The 21,502-nt window shown below is 71.5% G+C and carries 21 protein-coding genes; 6 read left to right on the top strand and 15 right to left on the bottom strand.

What is annotated here, in order from left to right:
- The first annotated feature begins 23 nt into the window (after positions 1-23).
- Positions 24-212, top strand: coding sequence for a hypothetical protein (locus ACZ7MG_RS14490; protein ID WP_471390573.1), 189 nt, complete (start codon positions 24-26; stop codon positions 210-212).
- A gap of 16 nt (positions 213-228) precedes the next feature.
- Here the strand turns inward: ACZ7MG_RS14490 and ACZ7MG_RS14485 are convergent, their stop codons facing one another.
- Together ACZ7MG_RS14485 and ACZ7MG_RS14480 are read right to left on the bottom strand one after the other, a co-directional pair.
- A complete protein-coding gene (locus ACZ7MG_RS14485) occupies positions 229-840 on the bottom strand; it encodes a M23 family metallopeptidase (RefSeq protein ID WP_471390571.1) in 612 nt (203 codons plus the stop codon).
- 751 nt (positions 841-1,591) lie between these two features.
- Complete coding sequence (locus ACZ7MG_RS14480; protein ID WP_013001652.1) at positions 1,592-4,117, bottom strand: ATP-dependent Clp protease ATP-binding subunit; 2,526 nt, start codon at positions 4,115-4,117, stop codon at positions 1,592-1,594.
- A gap of 430 nt (positions 4,118-4,547) precedes the next feature.
- On the opposite strand from ACZ7MG_RS14480, the gene ACZ7MG_RS14475 reads away from it, so the two are divergent.
- Positions 4,548-5,177 carry an SCO3374 family protein gene (locus tag ACZ7MG_RS14475; RefSeq protein WP_471390567.1) on the top strand — a complete coding sequence of 210 codons (630 nt, stop codon included), beginning with the start codon at positions 4,548-4,550 and terminating at the stop codon, positions 5,175-5,177.
- On the opposite strand, the gene ACZ7MG_RS14470 is transcribed toward ACZ7MG_RS14475, so the two are convergent.
- The 10 genes from ACZ7MG_RS14470 to ACZ7MG_RS14425 all read right to left on the bottom strand — a co-directional run bounded on the left by ACZ7MG_RS14470 (position 5,156) and on the right by ACZ7MG_RS14425 (position 13,594).
- Entirely contained in the window at positions 5,156-5,491 is a 336-nt protein-coding gene (locus tag ACZ7MG_RS14470) for a histone-like nucleoid-structuring protein Lsr2 (protein ID WP_033524724.1), read from the bottom strand. The two genes, ACZ7MG_RS14475 and ACZ7MG_RS14470, sit on opposite strands and share 22 nt — an antisense overlap.
- Positions 5,492-5,713: 222 nt before the next feature.
- A complete protein-coding gene (locus ACZ7MG_RS14465) occupies positions 5,714-6,253 on the bottom strand; it encodes an amino-acid N-acetyltransferase (RefSeq protein ID WP_471390564.1) in 540 nt (179 codons plus the stop codon).
- A gap of 9 nt (positions 6,254-6,262) precedes the next feature.
- Positions 6,263-6,724: a BlaI/MecI/CopY family transcriptional regulator gene (locus ACZ7MG_RS14460; protein WP_471390670.1), complete on the bottom strand. Its 462-nt coding sequence runs from the start codon at positions 6,722-6,724 to the stop codon at positions 6,263-6,265.
- A 148-nt stretch (positions 6,725-6,872) separates the two neighbouring features.
- On the bottom strand, positions 6,873-7,064 hold the full coding sequence (locus ACZ7MG_RS14455; protein ID WP_471390561.1) for a hypothetical protein: 192 nt from the start codon (positions 7,062-7,064) through the stop codon (positions 6,873-6,875).
- Between the two features lie 19 nt (positions 7,065-7,083).
- Positions 7,084-7,791: a hypothetical protein gene (locus ACZ7MG_RS14450; RefSeq protein ID WP_471390559.1), complete on the bottom strand. Its 708-nt coding sequence runs from the start codon at positions 7,789-7,791 to the stop codon at positions 7,084-7,086.
- Between the two features lie 334 nt (positions 7,792-8,125).
- A complete protein-coding gene (locus tag ACZ7MG_RS14445) occupies positions 8,126-8,923 on the bottom strand; it encodes a type III pantothenate kinase (RefSeq protein ID WP_319761452.1) in 798 nt (265 codons plus the stop codon).
- A 15-nt stretch (positions 8,924-8,938) separates the two neighbouring features.
- Positions 8,939-9,922, bottom strand: a complete 984-nt coding sequence (gene nadC / locus ACZ7MG_RS14440; protein WP_471390556.1) for a carboxylating nicotinate-nucleotide diphosphorylase — start codon at positions 9,920-9,922, stop codon at positions 8,939-8,941.
- Between the two features lie 5 nt (positions 9,923-9,927).
- Positions 9,928-11,643, bottom strand: coding sequence for an L-aspartate oxidase (locus ACZ7MG_RS14435; protein WP_471390554.1), 1,716 nt, complete (start codon positions 11,641-11,643; stop codon positions 9,928-9,930).
- Positions 11,640-12,641: a pantoate--beta-alanine ligase gene (gene panC, locus ACZ7MG_RS14430; RefSeq protein ID WP_471390551.1), complete on the bottom strand. Its 1,002-nt coding sequence runs from the start codon at positions 12,639-12,641 to the stop codon at positions 11,640-11,642. Before panC ends, ACZ7MG_RS14435 begins: the two co-directional genes overlap by 4 nt.
- Positions 12,638-13,594, bottom strand: a complete 957-nt coding sequence (locus ACZ7MG_RS14425; protein WP_471390549.1) for a Rossmann-like and DUF2520 domain-containing protein — start codon at positions 13,592-13,594, stop codon at positions 12,638-12,640. Before ACZ7MG_RS14425 ends, panC begins: the two co-directional genes overlap by 4 nt.
- Positions 13,595-13,803: 209 nt before the next feature.
- On the opposite strand from ACZ7MG_RS14425, the gene ACZ7MG_RS14420 reads away from it, so the two are divergent.
- Positions 13,804-15,066, top strand: coding sequence for a threonine aldolase family protein (locus tag ACZ7MG_RS14420; RefSeq protein WP_471390546.1), 1,263 nt, complete (start codon positions 13,804-13,806; stop codon positions 15,064-15,066).
- A gap of 250 nt (positions 15,067-15,316) precedes the next feature.
- Positions 15,317-16,423 carry a DUF5937 family protein gene (locus ACZ7MG_RS14415; RefSeq protein ID WP_471390544.1) on the top strand — a complete coding sequence of 369 codons (1,107 nt, stop codon included), beginning with the start codon at positions 15,317-15,319 and terminating at the stop codon, positions 16,421-16,423.
- A gap of 80 nt (positions 16,424-16,503) precedes the next feature.
- Here the strand turns inward: ACZ7MG_RS14415 and ACZ7MG_RS14410 are convergent, their stop codons facing one another.
- Together ACZ7MG_RS14410 and ACZ7MG_RS14405 are read right to left on the bottom strand one after the other, a co-directional pair.
- Positions 16,504-17,175, bottom strand: coding sequence for a response regulator transcription factor (locus ACZ7MG_RS14410; protein ID WP_471390541.1), 672 nt, complete (start codon positions 17,173-17,175; stop codon positions 16,504-16,506).
- Positions 17,176-17,288: 113 nt separating this feature from the next.
- Entirely contained in the window at positions 17,289-18,491 is a 1,203-nt protein-coding gene (locus tag ACZ7MG_RS14405) for a sensor histidine kinase (protein WP_471390539.1), read from the bottom strand.
- Between the two features lie 208 nt (positions 18,492-18,699).
- Here ACZ7MG_RS14405 and ACZ7MG_RS14400 point away from each other — a divergent pair, with 208 nt between their 5' ends.
- Positions 18,700-19,704: an SAM-dependent methyltransferase gene (locus tag ACZ7MG_RS14400; protein ID WP_471390536.1), complete on the top strand. Its 1,005-nt coding sequence runs from the start codon at positions 18,700-18,702 to the stop codon at positions 19,702-19,704.
- A 39-nt stretch (positions 19,705-19,743) separates the two neighbouring features.
- Here ACZ7MG_RS14400 and ACZ7MG_RS14395 read toward each other — a convergent pair whose 3' ends face one another.
- Positions 19,744-20,922: an NADH-quinone oxidoreductase subunit D gene (locus ACZ7MG_RS14395; RefSeq protein ID WP_471390534.1), complete on the bottom strand. Its 1,179-nt coding sequence runs from the start codon at positions 20,920-20,922 to the stop codon at positions 19,744-19,746.
- A gap of 31 nt (positions 20,923-20,953) precedes the next feature.
- On the opposite strand from ACZ7MG_RS14395, the gene ACZ7MG_RS14390 reads away from it, so the two are divergent.
- Entirely contained in the window at positions 20,954-21,490 is a 537-nt protein-coding gene (locus tag ACZ7MG_RS14390; RefSeq protein ID WP_471390531.1) for a PH domain-containing protein, read from the top strand.
- Positions 21,491-21,502 lie beyond the last annotated feature (12 nt).

Raw genomic sequence — 21,502 nt, 5'->3', positions numbered from 1 at the left:
GCGCACGAGGAGGCCCGGACCGGATGAACGCCGACGACTACGCCCGGATGACCGACGAGGAACGCGCCGAGTTCCTCCGCAGACGCCACGTGGTCGCCCTCGCCGGAACCGCGGCGGTGGGGGTTTTGATGATCATCTTGATGATCGTCCTCAACGACTACTACGCCGACACCCCGATGTGCGGCACGGGCCAGGACTACGGCCCGTGCTGACCTCGAAGGACCCGGCTCAGATGGTGATGCCCTTGGTCCGCAGGAAGGCGACCGGGTCGATGGCGGAGCCGTAGTTGGCGCTCGTACGGATCTCGAAGTGCAGGTGCGGCCCGCTGGAGTTACCGGTGTTGCCGGAGAGGGCTATGCGCTGCCCGGTCTTCACGACCTGCCCGGCCTTCACGTTCACCTTGGACAGGTGGGCGTACTGCGAGAACGTGCCGTTGCCGTGCTTGATGACGACGGCGTTGCCGTACGCGGGACCGTCACCGGCGCCGTTGCCGCCGGCCTTCACGACGGTGCCGCCGTGCGCGGCGACGACGGCCGTACCGCTCTTGACGGCGAAGTCCTGCCCGCTGTGCTTGGCGGACCACATGTTGCCGGCCTGCGCGAAGCTGGCGCTCAGCTTGTAGCCCTTGACCGGGCTGATCCAGGAGGTCGCCTTCTTGGCCTTCTTGGCGGCGACGGTCTGAGCGGTGGCGGTGGCGGCACTCGAGGCCTGAGGACCACCGGCGGCGGCCGCGACCCCGGCACCCAGCACACCCGAGACCCCCACCCCGGCGGCCACCAGGGCGGCCCGGACGCGGAGCTGGGACGTACGGGTACGGGGAGTGCGAACACGCTGCGACATGGAGAACCTCACGGGGTACGGAGACAAGGACTGTGCCTCGACGGACACGAATCCCACCCGGCGCACATCAGCGGCCGCCGAATGGGACAACCCTTGGTACCCCCCGGCCCCGAATCCCCTCAAATGTGTGACCTACGAAGAAACCCCGTACTCCACCCGAAACGCACCCCCTCTTTGACACCCACCCCCAAACCCTCCCCCACCTGCACAGCACCCCCTGAATCCCCCACCCACAGACCTAAAAGTCCGTTTTGCCCAACCCCTGTCCTCCGCTATTCCTCCTAGTACCGGACAAATGACCTGTGCGGCACGTCACCGGCACCCCAGAGAGAACCCCTCCGAATGTGACGCCGACTACGAGGCCCGCATCACTCGAAACCCGGTGGAAACGCTCCCCTCTCGGCCGTCCCGGCGAGGGGCATGCGCCCGGCATCAAGAAACTCTCCGTGAGGGCCGTTTTTCACCGCCTCATCTCACGGACCTGTCGCCACTCACCGAACTCCCCCTCACCTGACCGGCATTGGACTCCCTGCCCGGTCTGGAAAAACCGGTCTCCCTGCATTCGCTGACGGAATCACCTGGAATTACGCGTCAACCGGAACGCCACCGGCTGAGAGGCGGCGCCGGTCCCTGCCGGGCATCACAAGCCTCCGGCCGACACCGTTCTCCGAACCCCGGAAAGGCAAAAGGGGCTGCCCCGGGACCGAAGTCCCGGGGCAGCCCCTTCGCGCGCTCGGGCCGAGCGCAGCGGTTACGCGTCCTTGCTCAGGTTCGGACCCGCACCGCCGGCCGCCTGCTCGATCGGCGGGACGTCCGGCAGCGCCGACTTCTCCTCACCCCGGAAGGTGAAGGTGGCCGCGTCGCCCTCGCCCTCGGTGTCCACGACCACGATGTGGCCGGGGCGCAGCTCGCCGAAGAGGATCTTCTCGGAGAGGGTGTCCTCGACCTCGCGCTGGATGGTCCGGCGCAGCGGCCGGGCGCCCAGCACGGGGTCGTATCCCTTCTTGGACAGCAGCTCCTTCGCGGCCTGGGAGAGCTCGATGCCCATGTCCCGGTCCTTGAGGCGCTCGTCGACCTTGCCGATCATCAGGTCGACGATCTTGAGGATGTCCTCCTGCGTCAGCTGCGGGAAGACGACCACGTCGTCGACGCGGTTGAGGAACTCGGGCCGGAAGTGCTGCTTGAGCTCGTCCGAGACCTTGTTCTTCATGCGCTCGTAGTTGGTCTTCTTGTCACCAGAGGCCGCGAAGCCCAGGTTGAAGCCCTTGGAGATGTCCCGGGTGCCGAGGTTGGTCGTCATGATGATGACCGTGTTCTTGAAGTCCACGACCCGGCCCTGGGAGTCGGTCAGACGACCGTCCTCCAGGATCTGCAGCAGCGAGTTGAAGATGTCCGGGTGGGCCTTCTCTACCTCGTCGAAGAGGACGACGGAGAACGGCTTGCGGCGGACCTTCTCGGTCAGCTGGCCGCCCTCTTCGTAGCCCACGTAGCCGGGAGGCGAACCGAAGAGCCGCGAGACCGTGTGCTTCTCGCTGAACTCCGACATGTCGAGGGAGATCAGCGCGTCCTCGTCACCGAAGAGGAACTCCGCCAGGGCCTTCGACAGCTCCGTCTTACCGACACCGGACGGGCCCGCGAAGATGAACGAACCACCGGGACGCTTCGGGTCCTTCAGACCGGCGCGCGTACGACGGATCGCCTTCGACAGCGCCTTGACGGCGTCGACCTGGCCGATGACCCGCTTGTGGAGCTCGTCCTCCATGCGCAGCAGACGCGAGGACTCCTCCTCGGTCAGCTTGAAGACCGGGATGCCGGTGGCGGTCGCGAGGACTTCGGCGATCAGCTCGCCGTCGACCTCGGCGACGACGTCCATGTCGCCGGCCTTCCACTCCTTCTCCCGCTTGGCCTTCGCCGCCAGCAGCTGCTTCTCCTTGTCGCGGAGAGAGGCCGCCTTCTCGAAGTCCTGGGAGTCGATCGCCGACTCCTTGTCGCGGCGCACGCCCGCGATCTTCTCGTCGAACTCGCGGAGGTCCGGCGGCGCGGTCATCCGGCGGATGCGCATCCGGGAACCGGCCTCGTCGATCAGGTCGATCGCCTTGTCCGGCAGGAACCGGTCCGAGATGTACCGGTCGGCGAGCGTCGCCGCCTGCACCAGGGCCTCGTCCGTGATGGAGACGCGGTGGTGCGCCTCGTACCGGTCACGGAGGCCCTTGAGGATCTCGATGGTGTGCGGGAGCGAGGGCTCGGCGACCTGGATGGGCTGGAAGCGGCGCTCCAGGGCCGCGTCCTTCTCCAGGTGCTTGCGGTACTCGTCCAGCGTGGTGGCACCGATGGTCTGCAGCTCACCGCGGGCCAGCATCGGCTTCAGGATCGAAGCGGCGTCGATGGCGCCCTCGGCGGCACCCGCACCGACCAGCGTGTGCAGCTCGTCGATGAACAGGATGATGTCGCCGCGGGTGCGGATCTCCTTGAGGACCTTCTTCAGGCGCTCCTCGAAGTCACCGCGGTAGCGGGAGCCGGCGACCAGCGCGCCGAGGTCGAGGGTGTAGAGGTGCTTGTCCTTGAGGGTCTCGGGCACCTCGCCCTTGACGATGGCCTGGGCGAGGCCTTCGACGACGGCGGTCTTGCCGACGCCGGGCTCACCGATCAGCACCGGGTTGTTCTTGGTACGGCGGGACAGCACCTGCATGACCCGCTCGATCTCCTTCTCGCGCCCGATGACCGGGTCGAGCTTGGACTCACGAGCGGCCTGGGTGAGGTTCCGGCCGAACTGGTCGAGGACCAGGGACGTCGAGGGGGTGCCCTCGGCGGGCCCGCCGGCGGTGGCGGTCTCCTTGCCCTGGTAACCGGAGAGCAGCTGGATGACCTGCTGCCGCACCCGGTTGAGATCTGCGCCCAGCTTGACCAGGACCTGGGCGGCGACGCCCTCGCCCTCACGGATCAGGCCGAGCAGGATGTGCTCCGTGCCGATGTAGTTGTGGCCCAGCTGAAGGGCCTCGCGGAGCGACAGCTCCAGGACCTTCTTGGCACGGGGGGTGAAGGGGATGTGCCCGGACGGGGCCTGCTGCCCCTGCCCGATGATCTCCTCCACCTGCTGGCGGACCGCCTCGAGCGAAATCCCGAGGCTCTCCAGGGCCTTAGCGGCGACACCCTCACCCTCGTGGATCAGGCCCAGGAGGATGTGCTCGGTGCCGATGTAGTTGTGGTTGAGCATCCGGGCTTCTTCCTGAGCCAGGACGACAACCCGCCGCGCGCGGTCGGTGAACCTCTCGAACATCGTTAATCGCTCCTCAGAGCGGTCAGGCAGTGAGGGGACGCTCCCCTCGCTGTCCTTCCGCAGCTTAGTCCCGCAAGCGGGGACCGCTCATTCCAACTGCCGACACCGTCCTTGGCCTCCTGACCCCGAACGCCGACATCTGCTCCAACCCGATGGTGCGAGACGATGTTCCCGCAGGCCAGGCAGTTACCCCCACCATCAGTACGCCGATGGCGAACGTGAGACGGCCTTTTCTGCGTGTCGCCCCCTCCCACTAGGGATGTCTTACCCGTAGGCACTGACACTCCATGCCGGATGCACCGGTTCCCTCCGCTAAGGGCGAACATCCTTGCGTCCTCACGCACCACGGAACACCCCCTTTCCCGGCACTCCTCGCATCCGAGCCGATACCCAGCGTAACTCCGGGCTCCTTCGCACGGTTGCTCCTGACATGGCCATCGTCCCCCTTCCCCGCCGACCGTTCGACCCGAGCGACGTCCAGGACGGCTCGTGCGACGCGGTGCGGCAGTGGTACGAGAACGATCTCGGCTGGGCGACCGTGCCCGGGACGCCCGTACATCTCCTTACGGGTCTGCGCTTCGATGTGCTCGACGTACCGGCGGAAGCGGGGGTCGCGGCGCTCCGGCATCTGGGCCCGGTGCCCGGTCCGGGCTCGCCGGTGGCGCTGCGCGACGGGCGGATGCTGCTGCTGGTCGCGGCGGGGAGCGCGGAGGAGCTGCCGGGACTGCTGGAGTGGCTGGACTGGGGCGGCCTCGACCTGGACCTCACTGCCGTCGGAACGGGCGGTCACCTGGTGGCGCCGACGCCTCCGGGCGGGGCCGGAAGGCTCGGGGTCGGGCGCGGGGAGGCCGGTTCACAGGGGGCCGCCGAGTGGCTGCGGCCCCCCGAGCCGGGGTGCGAGATGGAACCCTCGCTGCCGAGCATGTCGGCGTTGGGGGGCGGTGGGGGCGCCCCCGACCTCGTGCGAGTGGTGGACACGGTGGCGACGCACTGCCACCGCGTCCGGCTGCGGCGCGTGAGCACCGGGCCGTCGGAATCTCAGCCGTTGGCCTTCTCGTAGGCCTCGCGGATGGAGGCGGGGACGCGACCGCGGTCGTTGACCTCGTAGCCGTTCTCCTTCGCCCAGGCGCGGATGGCCGCGGTGTCCTGGCTGCCGCCGGAAGCGGCACGGGCCTTGCCGCGCCCACCGGCGGCACGGCCTCCGGTACGGCGGCCGCCCTTGACGTAAGGGTCGAGAAGGCCGCGAAGCTTGTCCGCGTTGGCGGTCGTGAGGTCGATCTCGTACGTCTTGCCGTCCAGCGCGAACGTCACGGTCTCGTCCGCCTCGCCGCCGTCGAGGTCGTCGACAAGAAGGACCTGAACCTTCTGTGCCACCGGATTTCCTTTCATCGATAACTTCAGGGCCGAGGGCCTGCGGCGAGCGCCGCTGTTTCACGTCCCCTGTTATATGCAGTACTGCAGTACGTCGGAAAGCAAACCGCTTTTCCAGGAAAAACACAAACCCCTGGGAGAGACCGGGGAGAGGCCATGGAGAGGGCGAGGAGCCCGGGGAAGACCGGAAACATCGCGTTTCGGACAAAGGGTCTCCGTCGGCGATCACAGATGCAGAAGCATCCGGCTGTTGCCCAAGGTGTTCGGTTTCACTCGTTCGAGACCGAGGAACTCCGCGACGCCCTCGTCATAGGAACGCAGCAGCTCCGCGTAGACATCGGTGTCGACCGGAGTCTCACCGATCTCCACGAAGCCGTGCTTCGCGAAGAACTCGACTTCGAAGGTCAGACAGAAAACGCGGCGAACACCCAGCCAGCGAGCGGTGTCGAGCAACTTCTCGAGCAACTGGTGGCCGACGCCGAGACCCTTGGCGTCCGGGTTCACCGCGAGAGTGCGGACTTCCGCGAGGTCTTCCCACATGACGTGCAGGGCACCGCAGCCCACGACCTGGGTGTCCGGACCGGTGCCCCGTTCCGCGACCCAGAACTCCTGGATGTCCTCGTAAAGCGTGACCGTCGCTTTGTCGAGCAGGATGCGACGCTGCACGTAAGAGTCGAGGAGGTCGCGCACGTGCGGGACATCGCTGGTCCGAGCCCGCCGGACGGTGATGGCTTTTGCGGTGACTTCGGGACTCGATGCTGGCATGAGCGGACGCTATCGCCCGGGAAGATCCGGTGATTCGCCGGGGGTCCCCTGTGTTTCGCCGGACGATTCGGCGGATTCGCCGGCGGTTTCGGCAGGGGTTTCACCGCGGGGGGCGGCGGGCGGTGCCGGTTCGGGTTTGACGGGGTCAGGGCCCTGCACGATGCGTACGGCGTCGGTGAGCGCCTGTCGCTGTTCCTCGCTCATCATCCCGAAGAAGGCGACGAGTGCGGCGGCGGGGTTGTCGCTCTGCGACCAGGCCTCGTTCATCAGTGCGGCCGAGTAGGCGGCGCGGGTGGAGACCGCCTCATATCGATAGGCCCGCCCTTCCGCCTCCCGGCGGACCCAGCCCTTCTGATGGAGATTGTCCAGAACGGTCATCACCGTGGTGTAGGCGATGGACCGTTCCCGCTGAAGGTCTTCCAGGACTTCCCGAACGGTCACCGGGCGGTTCCACTTCCACACCCGCGTCATGACCGCGTCTTCGAGTTCTCCCAAGGGGCGAGGCACAGTTCCGCACGATATCCGAAGAAACCCAAAGAAACAGAACAAAAAGGGCGCACGACTCGAAGAACATACGAGTCGTACGCCGATGGGGCGGGGTGACGCGGGGCGGGGCGCGTCAGGCGCGGGTGCCCCGGGAGTCGGTGCCGTCGGCCTGGCGGGCGCTCTCCGCGCGGGCGAGGGCCGCGTCGACGACCGCGTCCTCCTTGGCCTTGTTGGGGCCGCCCTGGGTCTTCACGATCACCCTGATGACGCCGATGAACAGCACGGCCATCACGAAGGGGGGCAGCAGCGCGGAGACGTAGTCCATGCGTCCAGGGTAGCCAGGGCTAGACGGCGGCCAGCTGCTGGGGCGGCTTCGCGGGCGGGGCGGCCGGTTTCCGCTTGGGCGGGAAGACCTCGCCGGGCGTGGGGATGGGGCGGCGGACCGGGCTCGGGGCGTCGGGGCGGGGCACCGGGCCGGGTTTCTCGGCGGGCTGCGCGGGGCGGGCCGGCCGGGCCGGCTTCGGCTGGTCGGCGGCACCGCGCGCGTGGACGTCCCGCTCCGCGAGGCCGCCGGGGAGGGCGGTGAGGCGGAGCCGGGAGCGGCCGGAGCCGGAGCGAGAGGCGGGCACGACCACGGCCGAGACGGCCGCGCGCCCCGCGAAGCGGGCGCGCACGTCCTCTTCGACGACGGGGCGGCAGCGCTCCAGGAGGGCCGCGGCGGTGGGGTTGCCGCGCAGCGCGCGCAGGGCGGCGAGGTCGTCCGGGTGGGGGTGGTACCCGGCGTCCAGGGCCTGGGTGAGGAGCGCCGCGTAGCCCGTGACCGTGCCGGGGAGCGCGGCGCGGTAGCGGGCGAGGTCGGCCAGCAGGAAGGCCCTCAGACGGGCGTCCTCGCGGGTCGCCTCGTCGACGGACTCGGCGAGCCGGAGGCAGTCCTGCACCTCCTCCGCCGAGGCGGGGCTGGGGTTGAGGGCAAGGGCGAGGGCACGACGGAGCACACGCAGCTCCTCCGCACCGAACGCCATGCCACCGCGGGTTCCGTGGGGCGTGGGCATGCCGCGACGATACGCGCTAATCAGACAAAAGAGGGTCGATGGGGGGCGTGTGGCGCCGGGGACCACTCGCCTGGGTGGACGGGGGCGCGGGAGGGGGTTGGGGGCGTCGGGTGCGTGGGCGAGTGCGGGCCCGGTGGGGCTTCTCGCGCAGTTCCCCGCGCCCCTGAAAAGCAGGGGCTGCGCCCCATGCTTTTCAGGCCCGCAGCCGGTCGCCTTTCAGGGCCGCGGGGGCCTGTGTCTTTTAGGGGCGCGGGGAACTGCGCGACCAGCCCCCACCAGCCCCCACCGGCCCGCACCCGCCCACGCACCGAACCCCCCACCCCCTCCCGCGCCCTCAGAGCCGCGAGACGTTCCGCTCGTACACCAGCCGCAGCCCGATCAGTGTCAGCCACGGCTCGTGTTCGTCGATCACCGAGGACTCGCCCAGGACCATCGGCGCGAGCCCACCCGTCGCGATCACCGTCACCTCCTCGGGGTCGTCGGCCAGTTCGCGGACCATGCGGCTCACGACCCCGTCGACCTGCCCGGCGAACCCGTACACGATCCCGGACTGCATCGCCTCGACCGTGTTCTTGCCGATCACACTGCGCGGCCGGGCGACCTCGATCTTGCGGAGCTGGGCGCCCTTGACGCCGAGCGCCTCGACGGAGATCTCGATGCCGGGGGCGATGACACCACCGACGTACTCCCCGCGCGCGCTGACCGCGTCGAACGTGGTCGCCGTCCCGAAGTCCACGACGACCGCCGGCCCGCCGTACAGCTCGACGGCCGCGACCGCGTTGATGATGCGGTCGGCGCCGACCTCCTTGGGGTTGTCGGTGAGGATCGGGACGCCCGTCTTCACCCCCGGCTCGACGAGGACCGCGGGGACGTCGCCGTAGTAGCGGCGGGTCACCTCGCGCAGTTCGTGCAGGACGGACGGGACGGTCGCGCAGATCGCGATGCCGTCGATGCCGTCGCCCAGTTCCTCGCCGAGCAGCGGGTGCATGCCCATGAGGCCCTGGAGGAGGACCGCCAGTTCGTCGGCGGTGCGGCGCGCGTCCGTGGAGATGCGCCAGTGTTCGACGATGTCCTCGCCGTCGAACAGACCGAGGACGGTGTGGGTGTTGCCCACGTCGATGGTCAGCAGCATGGCCCGTCCCCGTCCCTACTCGGCCGCGCGCAGGTCGAGGCCGATGTCCAGGATGGGAGACGAGTGGGTCAGGGCTCCCACCGCCAGGAAGTCGACGCCCGTGTCCGCGTACGACTTGGCGTTGTCGAGGGTCAGCCGGCCCGAGGCCTCCAGGAGGGCCCGGCCGTCGACGATGGCCACGGCCTCCTCGCACTCGATCGGGGTGAAGTTGTCCAGCAGGATCAGGTCGGCGCCCGCGTCGATGACCTCGCGGAGCTGGTGGAGGGTGTCGACCTCGACCTCGATGGGCACCTCGGGGAACATCTCGCGCACGGCCTTGAAGGCCTGGGCGACGCCGCCCGCGGCGACCACGTGGTTGTCCTTGACGAGGGCCGCGTCGGACAGCGACATCCGGTGGTTCATGCCGCCGCCGCAGCGGACCGCGAACTTCTCCAGGGAGCGCAGCCCCGGCGTCGTCTTGCGGGTGTCGCGGACCTTCGCCTTCGTGCCCTCCAGGGCGTCCGCCCACGCGCGCGTGGCGGTCGCGATGCCGGAGAGGCGGCACAGCAGGTTCAGGGCGCTGCGCTCGGCGGTGAGCAGGTCGCGGGTGGCGCCGGTGACGCTGAGAAGCTTCTGCCCCTCCACCACCCGGTCGCCGTCGTCGACGTGCCGCTCGACCTCGAACTCGTCGGAGCAGGCCACCGAGAGGACGGCCTCGGCGATTCTCAGGCCCGCCACGACACCGGCCTCACGGGCGGTGAAGTCGGCGGTGGCACGGGCGTCCTCGGGGATCGTGGCGACCGTGGTGACGTCCACGCCGTGGTCCAGGTCCTCCTGGATGGCGACGTTGGCGATGTCCTCGACCTCCACGGGGTCGAGCCCGGCGTCGGCCAGGAGCTGGGCGAGCGCGGGGTCGAGCCCGCACTCCAGGTACTCCTCGGTCAGCCCGTCGTCGGCGCCGCAGGCGCAGCCGTCGCCGCAGCCGCCGGCGGAGGCGAGGGGAAGTTCGGGGGTGCTCACGTCTGTCACTGCTCCTGGTGATGCGGCCGGGTCGGGGGGAAGTCTGCGGTATCCGTGGTGTGTACGGCGAGCGTCCGGTCCGGATTCAGCCGTACGACGATGTGGCGGCGCCAGGCGGCGTCGTCGCGGTCGGCGCGGTCCTCGCGCCAGTGGCAGCCGCGGGTCTCCTCGCGCAGCCGGGCGGCGGCGACCAGGACGCGGGCCACGCACAGGAGGTTGGTGGTCTCCCAGGTGTCGACGCCGGGCTCGGCCGTCTTGCCGTTCTCGGCGAGCGCGTCGCGGGCCGCCGCGTGCAGCCGGTCCAGGGACGCGGCGGCGGTCGCCAGGGAGTCCGCGGAGCGCAGGACGCCGGCGCCCTCGGTCATGGTCCGCTGGATCGCGAACCGTATCTCCGGGGCGAGCAGCGGGTGCGCGGGCTTCCCGTCGTACGGGACGGGCTGGGGCACGCGCGCGTGGAGGCCGTTGCCGGCGTGCGTCGCGGCGATGTCGGCGGCGATGCGCTCGGCGTAGACCAGGCCCTCCAGGAGGGAGTTGGAGGCGAGCCGGTTGGCGCCGTGCACGCCGGTGCAGGCGACCTCGCCGCACGCGTAGAGGCCGGGGACGGTGGTCCGGCCGTGGGAGTCGGTGCGGACGCCGCCGGAGGCGTAGTGGGCGGCCGGGGCGACCGGGATGGGCTCGGTGACCGGGTCGAGGCCATGGGCGCGGCAGGCGGCGAGGATGGTCGGGAAGCGGTGCTCCCACATGGTCGCGCCGAAGTGCCGGGCGTCCAGGTACATGTGTTCGGTGCCCTGTTCCAGCATGCGGCGCGTGATGCCCTTGGCGACGATGTCGCGGGGCGCCAGCTCGGCCAGTTCGTGCTGTCCGAGCATGAAGCGGGTGCCGTCGGCGTCGACCAGGTGGGCGCCCTCGCCGCGTACGGCCTCGGAGACCAGGGGCTGCTGGCCCTCCGCGTCGGCGCCGAGGAACAGCACGGTCGGGTGGAACTGCACGAACTCCAGGTCGGAGACCTCGGCGCCCGCGCGCAGGGCGAGGGCCACGCCGTCGCCGGTGGACACCGACGGGTTGGTGGTCGCCGAGAACACCTGGCCCATGCCGCCCGTCGCGAGGACGACCGCGGGCGCGTGCACGGCCCCCACGCCGTCGTGCTGGCCCTCGCCCATGACGTGCAGGGTGACACCGGCGGTACGGCCGTCGGCGTCCGTCAGGAGGTCCAGGACGAGCGCGTTCTCGACCGTGCGCAGTCCCCGCGCGCGTACGGCCTCGACGAGGGCCCGGGAGATCTCGGCGCCGGTGGCGTCGCCGCCCGCGTGGGCGATGCGGCGGCGGTGGTGGCCGCCCTCGCGGGTCAGCTCCAGGACGCCCCCCTCCGACTCGTCGAAGTGGGCGCCGGTCTCGATCAGCCGGCGTACGGCGTCGGGCCCTTCGGTGACGAGGAGCCGTACGGCGTCCTCGTCGCACAGGCCCGCGCCGGCCACCAGGGTGTCGTCCTGGTGCTGTTCGGGGGTGTCGCCCTCGCCGAGGGCGGCGGCGATGCCGCCCTGGGCCCAGCGGGTGGAGCCGTCGTCGAGGCGGGCCTTGGTGACGACGACCGTGCGCAGGCCGGCGGCCTCGCAGCGCAGCGCGGCGGTGAGGCCGGCGACGCCCGAGCCGACGACCACGACATCGGCGTCGACGGACCAGCCGGGTGCGGGCGCGTGCAGTCGTATGCCTGTGGTGGTCACGAGGCGGCTCCGAAGGTTCCGAAGGTGAGGGGGATGTTGTCGATCAGCCGGGTCGTCCCCACCCGGGCGGCGACGGCGAGGACGGCTTCGCCGGTGAAGTCGTCGGGGATGTCGGTGAAGTCGGACGGGTCGACCAGGGCCAGGTAGTCCAGGGCGATCGGCGGCTTCATGCGCAGGGCCTCGTCGAGGACCAGCCGGGCGGCGGCGCGGACGGCGGCGGGGCCGCCGGGGGCCGCCTTGGCCATGGCGTGCGCGTCGGCGGCGGCACGGGACTCGCCGATCGCGCTGAGCGCCTCGGCACGCGCGCGGGTGGCGGGCACCTCGCGGGCCCGCGCGCGCAGCGCCTCCTGCGCGGCGTGCCGGTCGCGGCCCGCGAACAGCGCCTGGGAGAGCGCGAGGGCGGTGCGGCGCTCCTGGGCGGACAGATAGCGGTTGCGGCTGGACAGGGCCAGGCCGTCGTCCTCGCGGACGGTGGGGACGCCCACGATCTCCATGCCGAAGTTCAGGTCGCGGACCATGCGGCGGATCAGGGCGAGCTGCTGGGCGTCCTTCTGGCCGTAGAGGGCCACGTCGGGGCGGGTGAGGTGGAGCAGCTTGGCGACGACGGTGAGCATGCCGTCGAAGTGCCCGGGGCGGGCGGCGCCCTCCAGGCGCTCCCCCATGGGGCCCGCGGTGATCCGGACCTGGGGTTCGCCGCCCGGGTAGACCTCGTCCACGGACGGGGCGAACACCACGTCGGCGCCGGAGACCTCGGCGAGCTTGACGTCGGCGTCGAGGGTGCGCGGATAGCGGTCGAGGTCCTCGCCGGCGCCGAACTGGAGCGGGTTCACGAAGACGGTGACGACGACCTCGCCCGCGGGGCCGGCGATCTCTCGGGCGGCGCGGACCAGGGTGGCGTGGCCCTCGTGCAGGGCGCCCATGGTCATCACGACGGCCCGGCGTCCCGTACGCGCGCGTGCGTGCAGTTCGTCGGCGGTGCGCAGCACGGTGATCGTCATCGCGCGGTCCCTTCGGTGCCGTCGGTGCCGCCCGCTCCGGTGGTTCCGTTCGTCCCGCCCGCGAGTACCCCGAGGAGGTCCTCGGCCAGCTCCGGCTTGAGCAGACCGTGGGCGAGGGCGCGGTCGGCGGTCGCGCGGGCCATCGCCAGATACCCGGCGACGGTGGCCGGGGCGTGCGCGCGCAGCTCGGCCACGTGCGCGGCGACCGTGCCCGCGTCCCCGCGCGCGACGGGGCCGGTGAGGGCCGCGTCGCCCGACCTGAGGGCGTTGTCCAGGGCGGCGCCGAGCAGCGGGCCCAGCATGCGGTCGGGGGCGGTGACCCCGGCCGTGCGCAGCAGTTCCATGGACTGGGCGACCAGGGTCACCAGGTGGTTGGCGCCCAGGGCGAGGGCCGCGTGGTAGAGCGGGCGGCTCTCCTCGGCGATCCACTCGGGCTCGCCGCCCATCTCGATCACCAGCGCCTCGGCGGCCATCCGCAGCTCGTCCGGGGCGGTGACGCCGAAGGAGCAGCCGGCGAGCCGCTGCACGTCCACCGGGGTCCCGGTGAACGTCATCGCGGGGTGCAGCGCCAGCGGCAGCGCCCCGGCCCGGAGCGCGGGGTCCAGCACGCGTGCGCCGTACCGCCCGGAGGTGTGCACGAGGAGCTGGCCGGGGCGGACGGAGCCGGTCTCGGCGAGGCCCTCGACCAGGCCCGGCAGGGCGTCGTCCGGGACGGTCAGCAGGACCAGGTCCGCGTGGCGCAGCACGTCGGCGGGGGGCATCAGCGGTACGTCGGGCAGCAGTTCGGCGGCCCGCCGCCGAGAGGCGTCGGAGACGCCGGAGACGGCGACCGGGCGGTGACCCGCCAGCTGGAGCGACGCCGCCAGCGCGGGGCCGACCCGGCCGGCGCCGACGACACCGACGGTGAGCCGCGCGGGGCGGTCCTTCGGCTCTGGTTGCTGGAATGTACTCACTCGGTGGTGGCCTTCCCGTTCCAGTCCGCTCTGGGTACCGGACGATTTCTCGTCATGTTAACGCGATTGGTTCGAGGGGCGTTCGGTTGTCCACAGGCTGTGGGCGGCCGGTGGCCGTTTCCGCAGGTCGCGTCCGAGAGTCCGGAGGTGGCCGGGGTCCGGTGCGAAATCGGGGTGCCGGGCGGGACGGGCCGGGGGATGATCCCCGGATGAGCGAAACGACGGGGACGACCATGGACGAGAAGACGGCCGGGGAAGGGAAGCCGGCCGAGGAGGGACAGGTGGCCGAGGAGGGGAACACGGCCGGGGAGGAGAAGGCGGCCGAGGAGTCCCCGGTGGCTCTGCGGTACAAGCGGCGGCGGGCGGCCCATCGGGCGGCCGGGCGGGTGCTGGCGCGGACGAGCGCGCTGGCGACGGTCCGCGAGCGGCTGGCGCTGCTGGACACGGCCGGGGATGTCTACGACCTGGACCGGACGGCCGACATGTACGGCAACGGGGTCGTCGAGACCCTGGAGGAACGGACCGCCGCGCTGCTCGGCACGGAGGCCGCGGCGTTCTTCCCGACCGGGACCATGGCCCAGCAGGTGGCGCTGCGCTGCTGGGCGGCCCGTACCGGGAACCCGGCCGTCGCCCTGCACCCGCTCGCCCATCCCGAGATGTACGAGCGGCATGCGTTCAGCCAGGTCAGCGGGTTGCGGCCGATCCATCTGACGAGCGAGCCGCGGCTGCCGACCGCCGACGAGATACGCGGCCTGGACGAGCCCTTCGGGGCGCTGATGCTCGAACTGCCGCTCAGGGAGGCCGGTTTCGTGCTGCCCTCCTGGGAGGAGCTGACCGAGGTCACCGAGGCAGCCCGCGAGCGGGACGCGGTGGTCCACTTCGACGGGGCCCGCCTGTGGGAGTCCGCCACGCACTTCGGCCGTCCCGTGGACGAGATCGCGGCCCTCGCCGACAGCGTCTACGTGTCGTTCTACAAGTCCCTCGGCGCGTACGGCGGTGCCGCGCTCGCCGGTCCCCGGACGCTGATCGAGGAGGCGAAGGCCTGGCGGCACCGGTACGGCGGTCAGCTCTTCCAGCAGTTCCCCACCGTGCTGTCGGCCCTCGTCGGCCTGGAGCGCGAGCTGCCCCGGCTGCCGGAGTACGTCCGCCACGCGCGCGTGGTCGCCGCCGGGCTGCGCGAGGGGTTCGCGGCGGCGGGGCTGCCGTGGGCGCGCGTACACCCCGAGGAGCCCCACACCAACGAGTTCCAGGTCTGGCTGCCGTACGAGGTCGACGTCGCCGCCGAGGCCGCGGTCCGCCAGGGCGAACGGACGGGCACACTCCTCTTCGCCCGCCCCTGGGACCGCGGCGGACCGGGCCTGGCCGTCACGGAGATCGAGGTCCGCGCCGCCGCGCTGGAGTGGACGCCGGCGGACGTCCAGAAGGCGGCGGCGGACTTCGTGGCGCTGGTGGGGGAGGTCGCGAGCGAGTAGCCGCCGGGCGGAAGGGCGGACCGCCCGCCGCCACCACCGCGGCGCCCGGGGGGTTTGTTGTCGGGTGCGGCTGAGTGGGGCTTCTCGCGCAGTTCCCCGCGCCCCTGAAAAAGCAGGGCTGCGCCCTTAGCTTTTTCGGCGGGGAACTGCGCGACCAGCCCCCACCCACCCCCTCGGCCGTACCCCCGCGGAAGCCTCAGCCCCGTTGCTCGGGCGGGGTGTTGTCAGTGGGGCCGGGCACCATGGGGGCATGAGTGTGCGGATCGGGGTCGGTGGGCTGCGGCGGGAGAGGGTGGGTGTTGTGCCCTCGCCGTTGGCGGAGTTGGGCATGGCGTTGCATGTGCTGTCCGAGCCCGGCCATCATCCGGGGCTGCAGGGCTGGGTGGCCGGGGTGACCGCGCGGCTCGACCCGTATCTCGCCGACCGTATGTGCGAGGCGGACTTCCTGTGGCGTTCGACGTTCTCGGACCTGTTCATGCCGTACGCCGGGATCCCGGGCCGGGACACCCTGCCGGGCGCGACGCTCGCCGACGACCTGGACCTGCTGGACAAGCTGACCGACGAACAGTTCGCCGACGCCGGGCTGGAGTTCGTCTGTACTCCGGGGTACGACGCCCGCGAGCGCAACGCGCTGTCCGACCCGGAGACCCGACGCCTGGCCCTGGAGCTGGCCGCCGCGCGCGGGCCCCTGCAGGTGCGGTTCGCCCGGCGGCTGCTGGAGGACCCGCCCGCGGTGCGGGCCTGGCTGCGGCAGTTCCTGGAGGACTGCGGCGAGGCCTTCTTCGCCGAGACCTGGTCCCGGCTCAGCCACCCCCTCGCGGCGGACGCCCGCCACAAGACCGAGCTGCTGCGGCACAAGGGCCTGGCCGGGGCGCTGACCGCCATGTCCCCCTCGATGGCCCTGGACGAGCACACCGGGCACATCACCGTGGACAAGCTCATCGAGAGCCGCACCGACACCGGCGACGGCGGCCTGCTGTTCGTGCCGACCAGTCTCGGCCGGCCCCACCTCACGGTCCTGCACCGCTTCGGCTGGCAGCCGGTGATCCAGTACCCGGTGAGCGCGGCCGAGCCCGCCGCCCCGCCCTCCGTCGAGCAGCTCGCCCTGCGTATGACCGCCCTCTCCCACCCCGCCCGCATGCGCCTGTGCCGCAACCTCGCCCGCAGCGCGTACACCACGGGAGAGCTGGCCCAGATGCACGGGGTGACACCGCCGGAGATATCCCGCCACCTGGCCGTCCTCAAGAAGGCGGGCCTCCTGACGACACGCCGACGCGGGCGGTACGTACTGCACCAGCTGGACGTGACAGCGGTGACCCGCCTGGGCAGCGACTTCCTGGAGGGGCTGCTCAGATAGAACGGCGGAGCGGGCGACTCGACGGCGGGGCGGGCGACCCGTCCCCAGCCCGGCTCAGGGGCGGGCGGCCCGGACCTCGCTCAGCCTTGGCCGCCGGCCCGTACCAACCCCGTCTCGTACGCCAGGACGACGACCTGCACGCGGTCGCGGAGGCCCAGCTTGGTGAGGATGCGGCCGACGTGCGTCTTGACCGTGGCCTCGGAGAGGACGAGGCGGGCGGCGATCTCGCCGTTGGACAGCCCCTGGGCGACGAGGATCATGACCTCGCGCTCGCGCTCGGTGAGCCGCTCCAGCTCCTTGTGCCTGGGCTCCGTACCGGTGCTCGGCAGCATCGGCGCGAACCGGTCGAGCAGGCGCCGGGTGGTGGAGGGCGCGACGACGGCGTCGCCGCTGTGCACGGCACGGATCGCGGCCAGCAGTTCGCCGGGCGGCACGTCCTTGAGCATGAACCCGGAGGCACCCGCCTTCAGCCCGGAGAAGGCGTACTCGTCGAGGTCGAAGGTGGTCAGGATGAGCACCTTCGGCGGGTTCGGGTCCGCGCAGATGCGGCGGGTGGCCTCGACGCCGTCCAGCTTCGGCATCCGGACGTCCATGAGGACCACGTCCACCTCGGTGGCCCGGACGACCTGAAGGGCCTCGACGCCGTCGCCCGCCTCCGCCACGACCTCCATGTCCGGCTGGGCCGCCAGCACCATCCGGAACCCGGTGCGCAGCAGCACCTGGTCGTCGACGAGCATTACGCGGATCGCCATCGGGTCCTCTTCCGTCTTCCGTTCACAGCCACGGATGTCGCGTTCGTCAGATGTCGGCCGCCGACTGCCGGCGTCTACAGGAGTCAACGGGCGGCAGGGGTGGCATGACCTTGTCAGTGTGCGGGCTTCAGGGGAAGCAGGGCGCTGATCCGGAAGCCGCCGCCGGGGCGGGGGCCCGCGTCCAGCGTGCCGCCGACCATACCGACGCGCTCGCGCATCCCGATGAGCCCGTGCCCCTGACCGTCGACGCCGCCCTCCTCGTACAGCTCGTGGGGGGCGCCCTTGCCGTCGTCCTCGACGAGCAGACCGAGGCCGTCGTCGAAGTAGACCAGCCGCACGCTCGCCCCCGTGTTCGGACCGCCGTGCTTGCGGGTGTTGGTGAGGGCCTCCTGCACGATGCGGTACGCCGTCAGCTCCACACCGCTGGGCAGCGGACGCGGGGTCCCCTCGATCTTGAAGTCCACGGGCAGCCCGGCGACCCGGCACTGCTCGACGAGGTCGTCGATCTGTTCGACATCGGGCTGCGGGACGTACTCGCCGACCTCCTTGTGCTCACCGGTGCGCAGCACGCCGAGCAGCCGGCGCATCTCGGCGAGGGCCTGACGGCCGGTGGAGGAGATCGTCTCCAGGGCCTTCTTCGCCTGGTCGGGGGCGGCGTCGAGGACGTACGCGGCGCCGTCGGCCTGGACGACCATCACGGAGACGTTGTGGGCGACGACGTCGTGCAGTTCACGGGCGATCCGGGCGCGCTCGGCGGCGACCGCGACCTTGGCCTGCGCCTCGCGCTCCTTCTCCAGCCGGGCGGCGCGCTCCTCCAGCTGCGCGAAGTACGCGCGGCGGGTGCGCAGCGAGTCGCCGAGCACCCAGGCCAGCGCGAACGGCACGGTCAGGAACAGTGCGAGCACCGCGTTGCCCATCGTGCTCGTGTCCTCCTCGGTCCAGCGCAGCTGTCCCAGCGTCGCCGCGCAGAGGCCGCCGCCGAGGGCGAACCAGGAGGCCCAGCGTGCGCCGTTCGCCGCGACCGTGTAGATGACCACGAGCATCGCGAAGTCGGCCGGGATTCTCGGTACGTCGAGGATCAGCTGCGAGATGCCCGCCGCGGCGGCCAGCATCAGCATCTTCTCGGGCATGCGGCGCCGGAGGGCGATCGACAGGCAGAGGGCGAGCGTGATCACCACGAACGCGGACTCGTTCATGTCGGTCGCGTAGTCGGGGTCGATCGCTCCGCCGGCCAGGGTCACCACGAGCAGGACGACGGCCCAGAAGCTGTCGACCCATGTCGGATGCCGGCGGAGGAAGTCATAGAGGCGCTGCACGTAACCCAGCGTAGGGAAGGGGGCGGTGTGCCGGGGTCAACCGGAGGGTCGATCCGTGACGGGGGCATGTACTCCCCAAGGTGGAGGCGTTGTTGTTCGTTCCGCTTAGCCTGGCGCTGTGACGGATCGCCTACGACCTCGGGAGGACGCGTTGGTTTGCGGCTGCGGGTCGTGTGGGGTTGATCGCGCCCACGCGGCGGAGACGCATATGTCAGGGCCCCGCGCCCCTGGCGAGGCGCGGCCTTGGCGAGCGGCGGCCGAGGAGGCGCTGTACGGGCCCGCGGGGTTCTACCGGCGGCCGGAAGGGCCCGCCGGCCATTTCCGGACCTCCGTGCACGCCTCCCCGCTGTTCGCCGCCGCCGTGGCGCGGCTGCTCTGCCGGGTCGACGAGGCGTTGGGGCGGCCCGACAGGCTGGACTTCGTGGACATGGGTGCCGGGCACGGCGAGCTGGTGAGCGGGGTCGTGGCCGCGCTCCCCGCCGAGGTGTCGTCCCGCACGCGCGCGTACGCCGTCGAACTCGCCGAGCGGCCCCCCGGTCTCGATCACCGCATCGAGTGGCTCGCCGAACCGCCTAAAGGGATCACCGGGCTGCTGTTCGCCAACGAGTGGCTGGACAACGTGCCCGTGGACGTCGTCGAGGTGGACCCGGCGGGGGTGGCCCGGCTGGTGCTCGTACGGGAGGACGGGAGCGAGACGCTCGGGGGGCCCGTTGGCGGGGAGGAGGCCGCGTGGCTGGGCCGGTGGTGGCCGCTCGCCCCGGAGGAAGGGTCGCGGGCCGAGGTGGGACTGCCCAGGGACCGGGCGTGGGCCGCCGTCGTGGCGGGTGTGGAGCGGGGGCTCGCCGTGGCGGTCGACTACGCGCACCTCGCGGGCTCCCGGCCGCCCTTCGGGACGCTCACGGGGTTCCGGGAGGGGCGGGAGACCGCGCCGGTCCCGGACGGGTCGTGCGACATCACGGCCCATGTGGCACTGGACGCGTGCGCGCTGCCCGGGGCCCGGCTGCTCACCCAGCGGGAGGCCCTGCGCGCCCTGGGGGTCACCGCGGGCCGACCACCGCTCACCCTGGCGACCACCGACCCGGCGGCGTACGTACGGGCCCTCGCGGGCGCGGGCGAGGCCGCCGAGCTGACCGCGCCGGGCGGCCTGGGCGAGTTCGGCTGGCTGCTGCAGCCGGTGGGGATCCCGGACCCGCTCGGCCATGACGCGGTTTGAGTTCCGGACTCGCTCCCCCGCGACGCCCGGCCGGATCGCCTACTTGTCGATGTCGCCCACCACGAAGAACAGCGAGCCCAGGATGGCCACCATGTCGGCCACCAGGGTCCCTGGCAGCAGTTCGGTGATGGCCTGGATGTTGTTGTACGAGGCCGAGCGGAGCTTGAGGCGGTACGGGGTCTTCTCGCCCTTGCTGACCAGGTAGTAGCCGTTGATGCCGAGGGGGTTCTCGGTCCAGGCGTAGGTGTGGCCCTCGGGGGCCTTGAGGACCTTCGGCAGGCGCTGGTTGATCGGGCCGGGCGGCAGCTCGGCGAGCCGGTCGAGGCAGGCGTCGGCGAGGGCGAGGGCGTTGTGGGTCTGCTCCAGGAGGCACTCGAAACGGGCGAGGCAGTCGCCCTCCGCGCGCGTGACGACCTTCAGGACGTCCTGGAGTTCGCCGTAGGCCAGGTACGGCTCGTCGCGCCGCAGATCGAAGTCGACACCGGAGGCGCGGGCGATGGGGCCGCTGACGCCGTACGCGTGCACGGCCTGCGGGGAGAGGACGCCGACGTCCCGGGTGCGGCCCCGGAAGATCTCGTTGCCGAGGACCAGGTCGTCGAAGACGCCCATGCGGGAGCGGACGTCCGCGACGGCGCCGCGCGCGCGTGCGGTCCAGCCCGCCGGGAGGTCCTCCTTGAGGCCGCCGACCCGGTTGAACATGTAGTGCATCCGCCCGCCGGAGATCTCCTCCATGACGTTCTGGAGCTCCTCGCGCTCCCGGAAGGCGTAGAAGACCGGGGTGATGCCGCCCAGCTCCAGCGGGTACGAGCCGAGGAACATCAGATGGTTCAGGACGCGGTTCAGCTCGGCGAGGAGCGTACGCATCCAGACCGCGCGCTCCGGCACCTCCATGCCGAGCATGCGTTCGACGCCGAGGACGACGCCGAGTTCGTTGGAGAAGGCGGAGAGCCAGTCGTGACGGTTGGCGAGCATGATGATCTGGCGGTAGTCGCGCGCCTCGAAGAGCTTCTCCGCGCCCCGGTGCATATAGCCGATGACCGGTTCGGCGTGCTGGATCCGCTCGCCGTCGAGGACGAGCCGCAGCCGCAGCACACCGTGCGTGGACGGGTGCTGCGGGCCGATGTTGAGCACCATGTCCGTGCTCTCGGCGGCACCGCCGATACCGACCGTCGTCTCTCGGGTCTCCGTGGTCTGCGGGGTCTCCGTCGGGGGAGTCATGAACACAGTCTGTCGTACGTACGCTGGCGGAATGGAGACGGGGAGCTTGGGGCGCCGGGAAGGCTGGGGAGCCGTGGACGACGACGGTGGCGGACGGACGGAGGGCGAGCCGGTCTGGACCGGACTGCCGCCCGGGTTGTTGCGGATGAGGCGGCTGTTGCTGGTGGTGTGGCTGGGGCCGATCACCGTCGGTACGGCCGTCCTGCTCGGCTGGCTGGCGGGGCCGCCCTGGGCGGCGTTCGCCCTGCTGCCGCTGGCCCTGCTGCTGTGGGGCTGGCCGATGCTGGGCCGCAACTGGCGGTCGTGGCGGTACGCCGAACGGGCCGACGACCTGCTGATCAGCCGGGGGGTGCTCTGGCGTGAGGAGACCGTGGTGCCGTACGGGCGCATGCAGCTGGTCGAGGTGACCTCCGGGCCCGTCGAGCGGCACTTCGAGCTGGCGAGCGTGCAGCTCCACACGGCCGCGGCGGCCACGGACGCCTGTATCCCGGGCCTCGACCCGGCCGAGGCCGAACGTCTGCGCGACCGCCTCACCCAGCTGGGCGAGGCCCGATCGGCGGGGCTGTGACGGTGCCGGCAC

This window comes from Streptomyces sp. NPDC107538 (assembly GCF_055657445.1).
This window is presented reverse-complemented; position numbering and strand designations above follow the sequence as displayed.

Bases quoted from the DNA above. Each gene is read 5' to 3' on its own strand.
- ACZ7MG_RS14490 (WP_471390573.1), top strand. From the start codon at position 24: ATGAACGCCGACGACTACGCCCGGATGACCGACGAGGAACGCGCCGAG.
- ACZ7MG_RS14485 (WP_471390571.1), bottom strand. From the start codon at position 840: ATGTCGCAGCGTGTTCGCACTCCCCGTACCCGTACGTCCCAGCTCCGC.
- ACZ7MG_RS14480 (WP_013001652.1), bottom strand. From the start codon at position 4,117: ATGTTCGAGAGGTTCACCGACCGCGCGCGGCGGGTTGTCGTCCTGGCT.
- ACZ7MG_RS14475 (WP_471390567.1), top strand. From the start codon at position 4,548: ATGGCCATCGTCCCCCTTCCCCGCCGACCGTTCGACCCGAGCGACGTC.
- ACZ7MG_RS14465 (WP_471390564.1), bottom strand. From the start codon at position 6,253: ATGCCAGCATCGAGTCCCGAAGTCACCGCAAAAGCCATCACCGTCCGG.
- ACZ7MG_RS14460 (WP_471390670.1), bottom strand. From the start codon at position 6,724: ATGACGCGGGTGTGGAAGTGGAACCGCCCGGTGACCGTTCGGGAAGTC.
- ACZ7MG_RS14455 (WP_471390561.1), bottom strand. From the start codon at position 7,064: ATGGACTACGTCTCCGCGCTGCTGCCCCCCTTCGTGATGGCCGTGCTG.
- ACZ7MG_RS14450 (WP_471390559.1), bottom strand. From the start codon at position 7,791: ATGCCCACGCCCCACGGAACCCGCGGTGGCATGGCGTTCGGTGCGGAG.
- ACZ7MG_RS14445 (WP_319761452.1), bottom strand. From the start codon at position 8,923: ATGCTGCTGACCATCGACGTGGGCAACACCCACACCGTCCTCGGTCTG.
- panC (WP_471390551.1), bottom strand. From the start codon at position 12,641: ATGACGATCACCGTGCTGCGCACCGCCGACGAACTGCACGCACGCGCG.
- ACZ7MG_RS14420 (WP_471390546.1), top strand. From the start codon at position 13,804: ATGAGCGAAACGACGGGGACGACCATGGACGAGAAGACGGCCGGGGAA.
- ACZ7MG_RS14415 (WP_471390544.1), top strand. From the start codon at position 15,317: ATGAGTGTGCGGATCGGGGTCGGTGGGCTGCGGCGGGAGAGGGTGGGT.
- ACZ7MG_RS14410 (WP_471390541.1), bottom strand. From the start codon at position 17,175: ATGGCGATCCGCGTAATGCTCGTCGACGACCAGGTGCTGCTGCGCACC.
- ACZ7MG_RS14400 (WP_471390536.1), top strand. From the start codon at position 18,700: ATGTCAGGGCCCCGCGCCCCTGGCGAGGCGCGGCCTTGGCGAGCGGCG.
- ACZ7MG_RS14395 (WP_471390534.1), bottom strand. From the start codon at position 20,922: ATGACTCCCCCGACGGAGACCCCGCAGACCACGGAGACCCGAGAGACG.
- ACZ7MG_RS14390 (WP_471390531.1), top strand. From the start codon at position 20,954: ATGGAGACGGGGAGCTTGGGGCGCCGGGAAGGCTGGGGAGCCGTGGAC.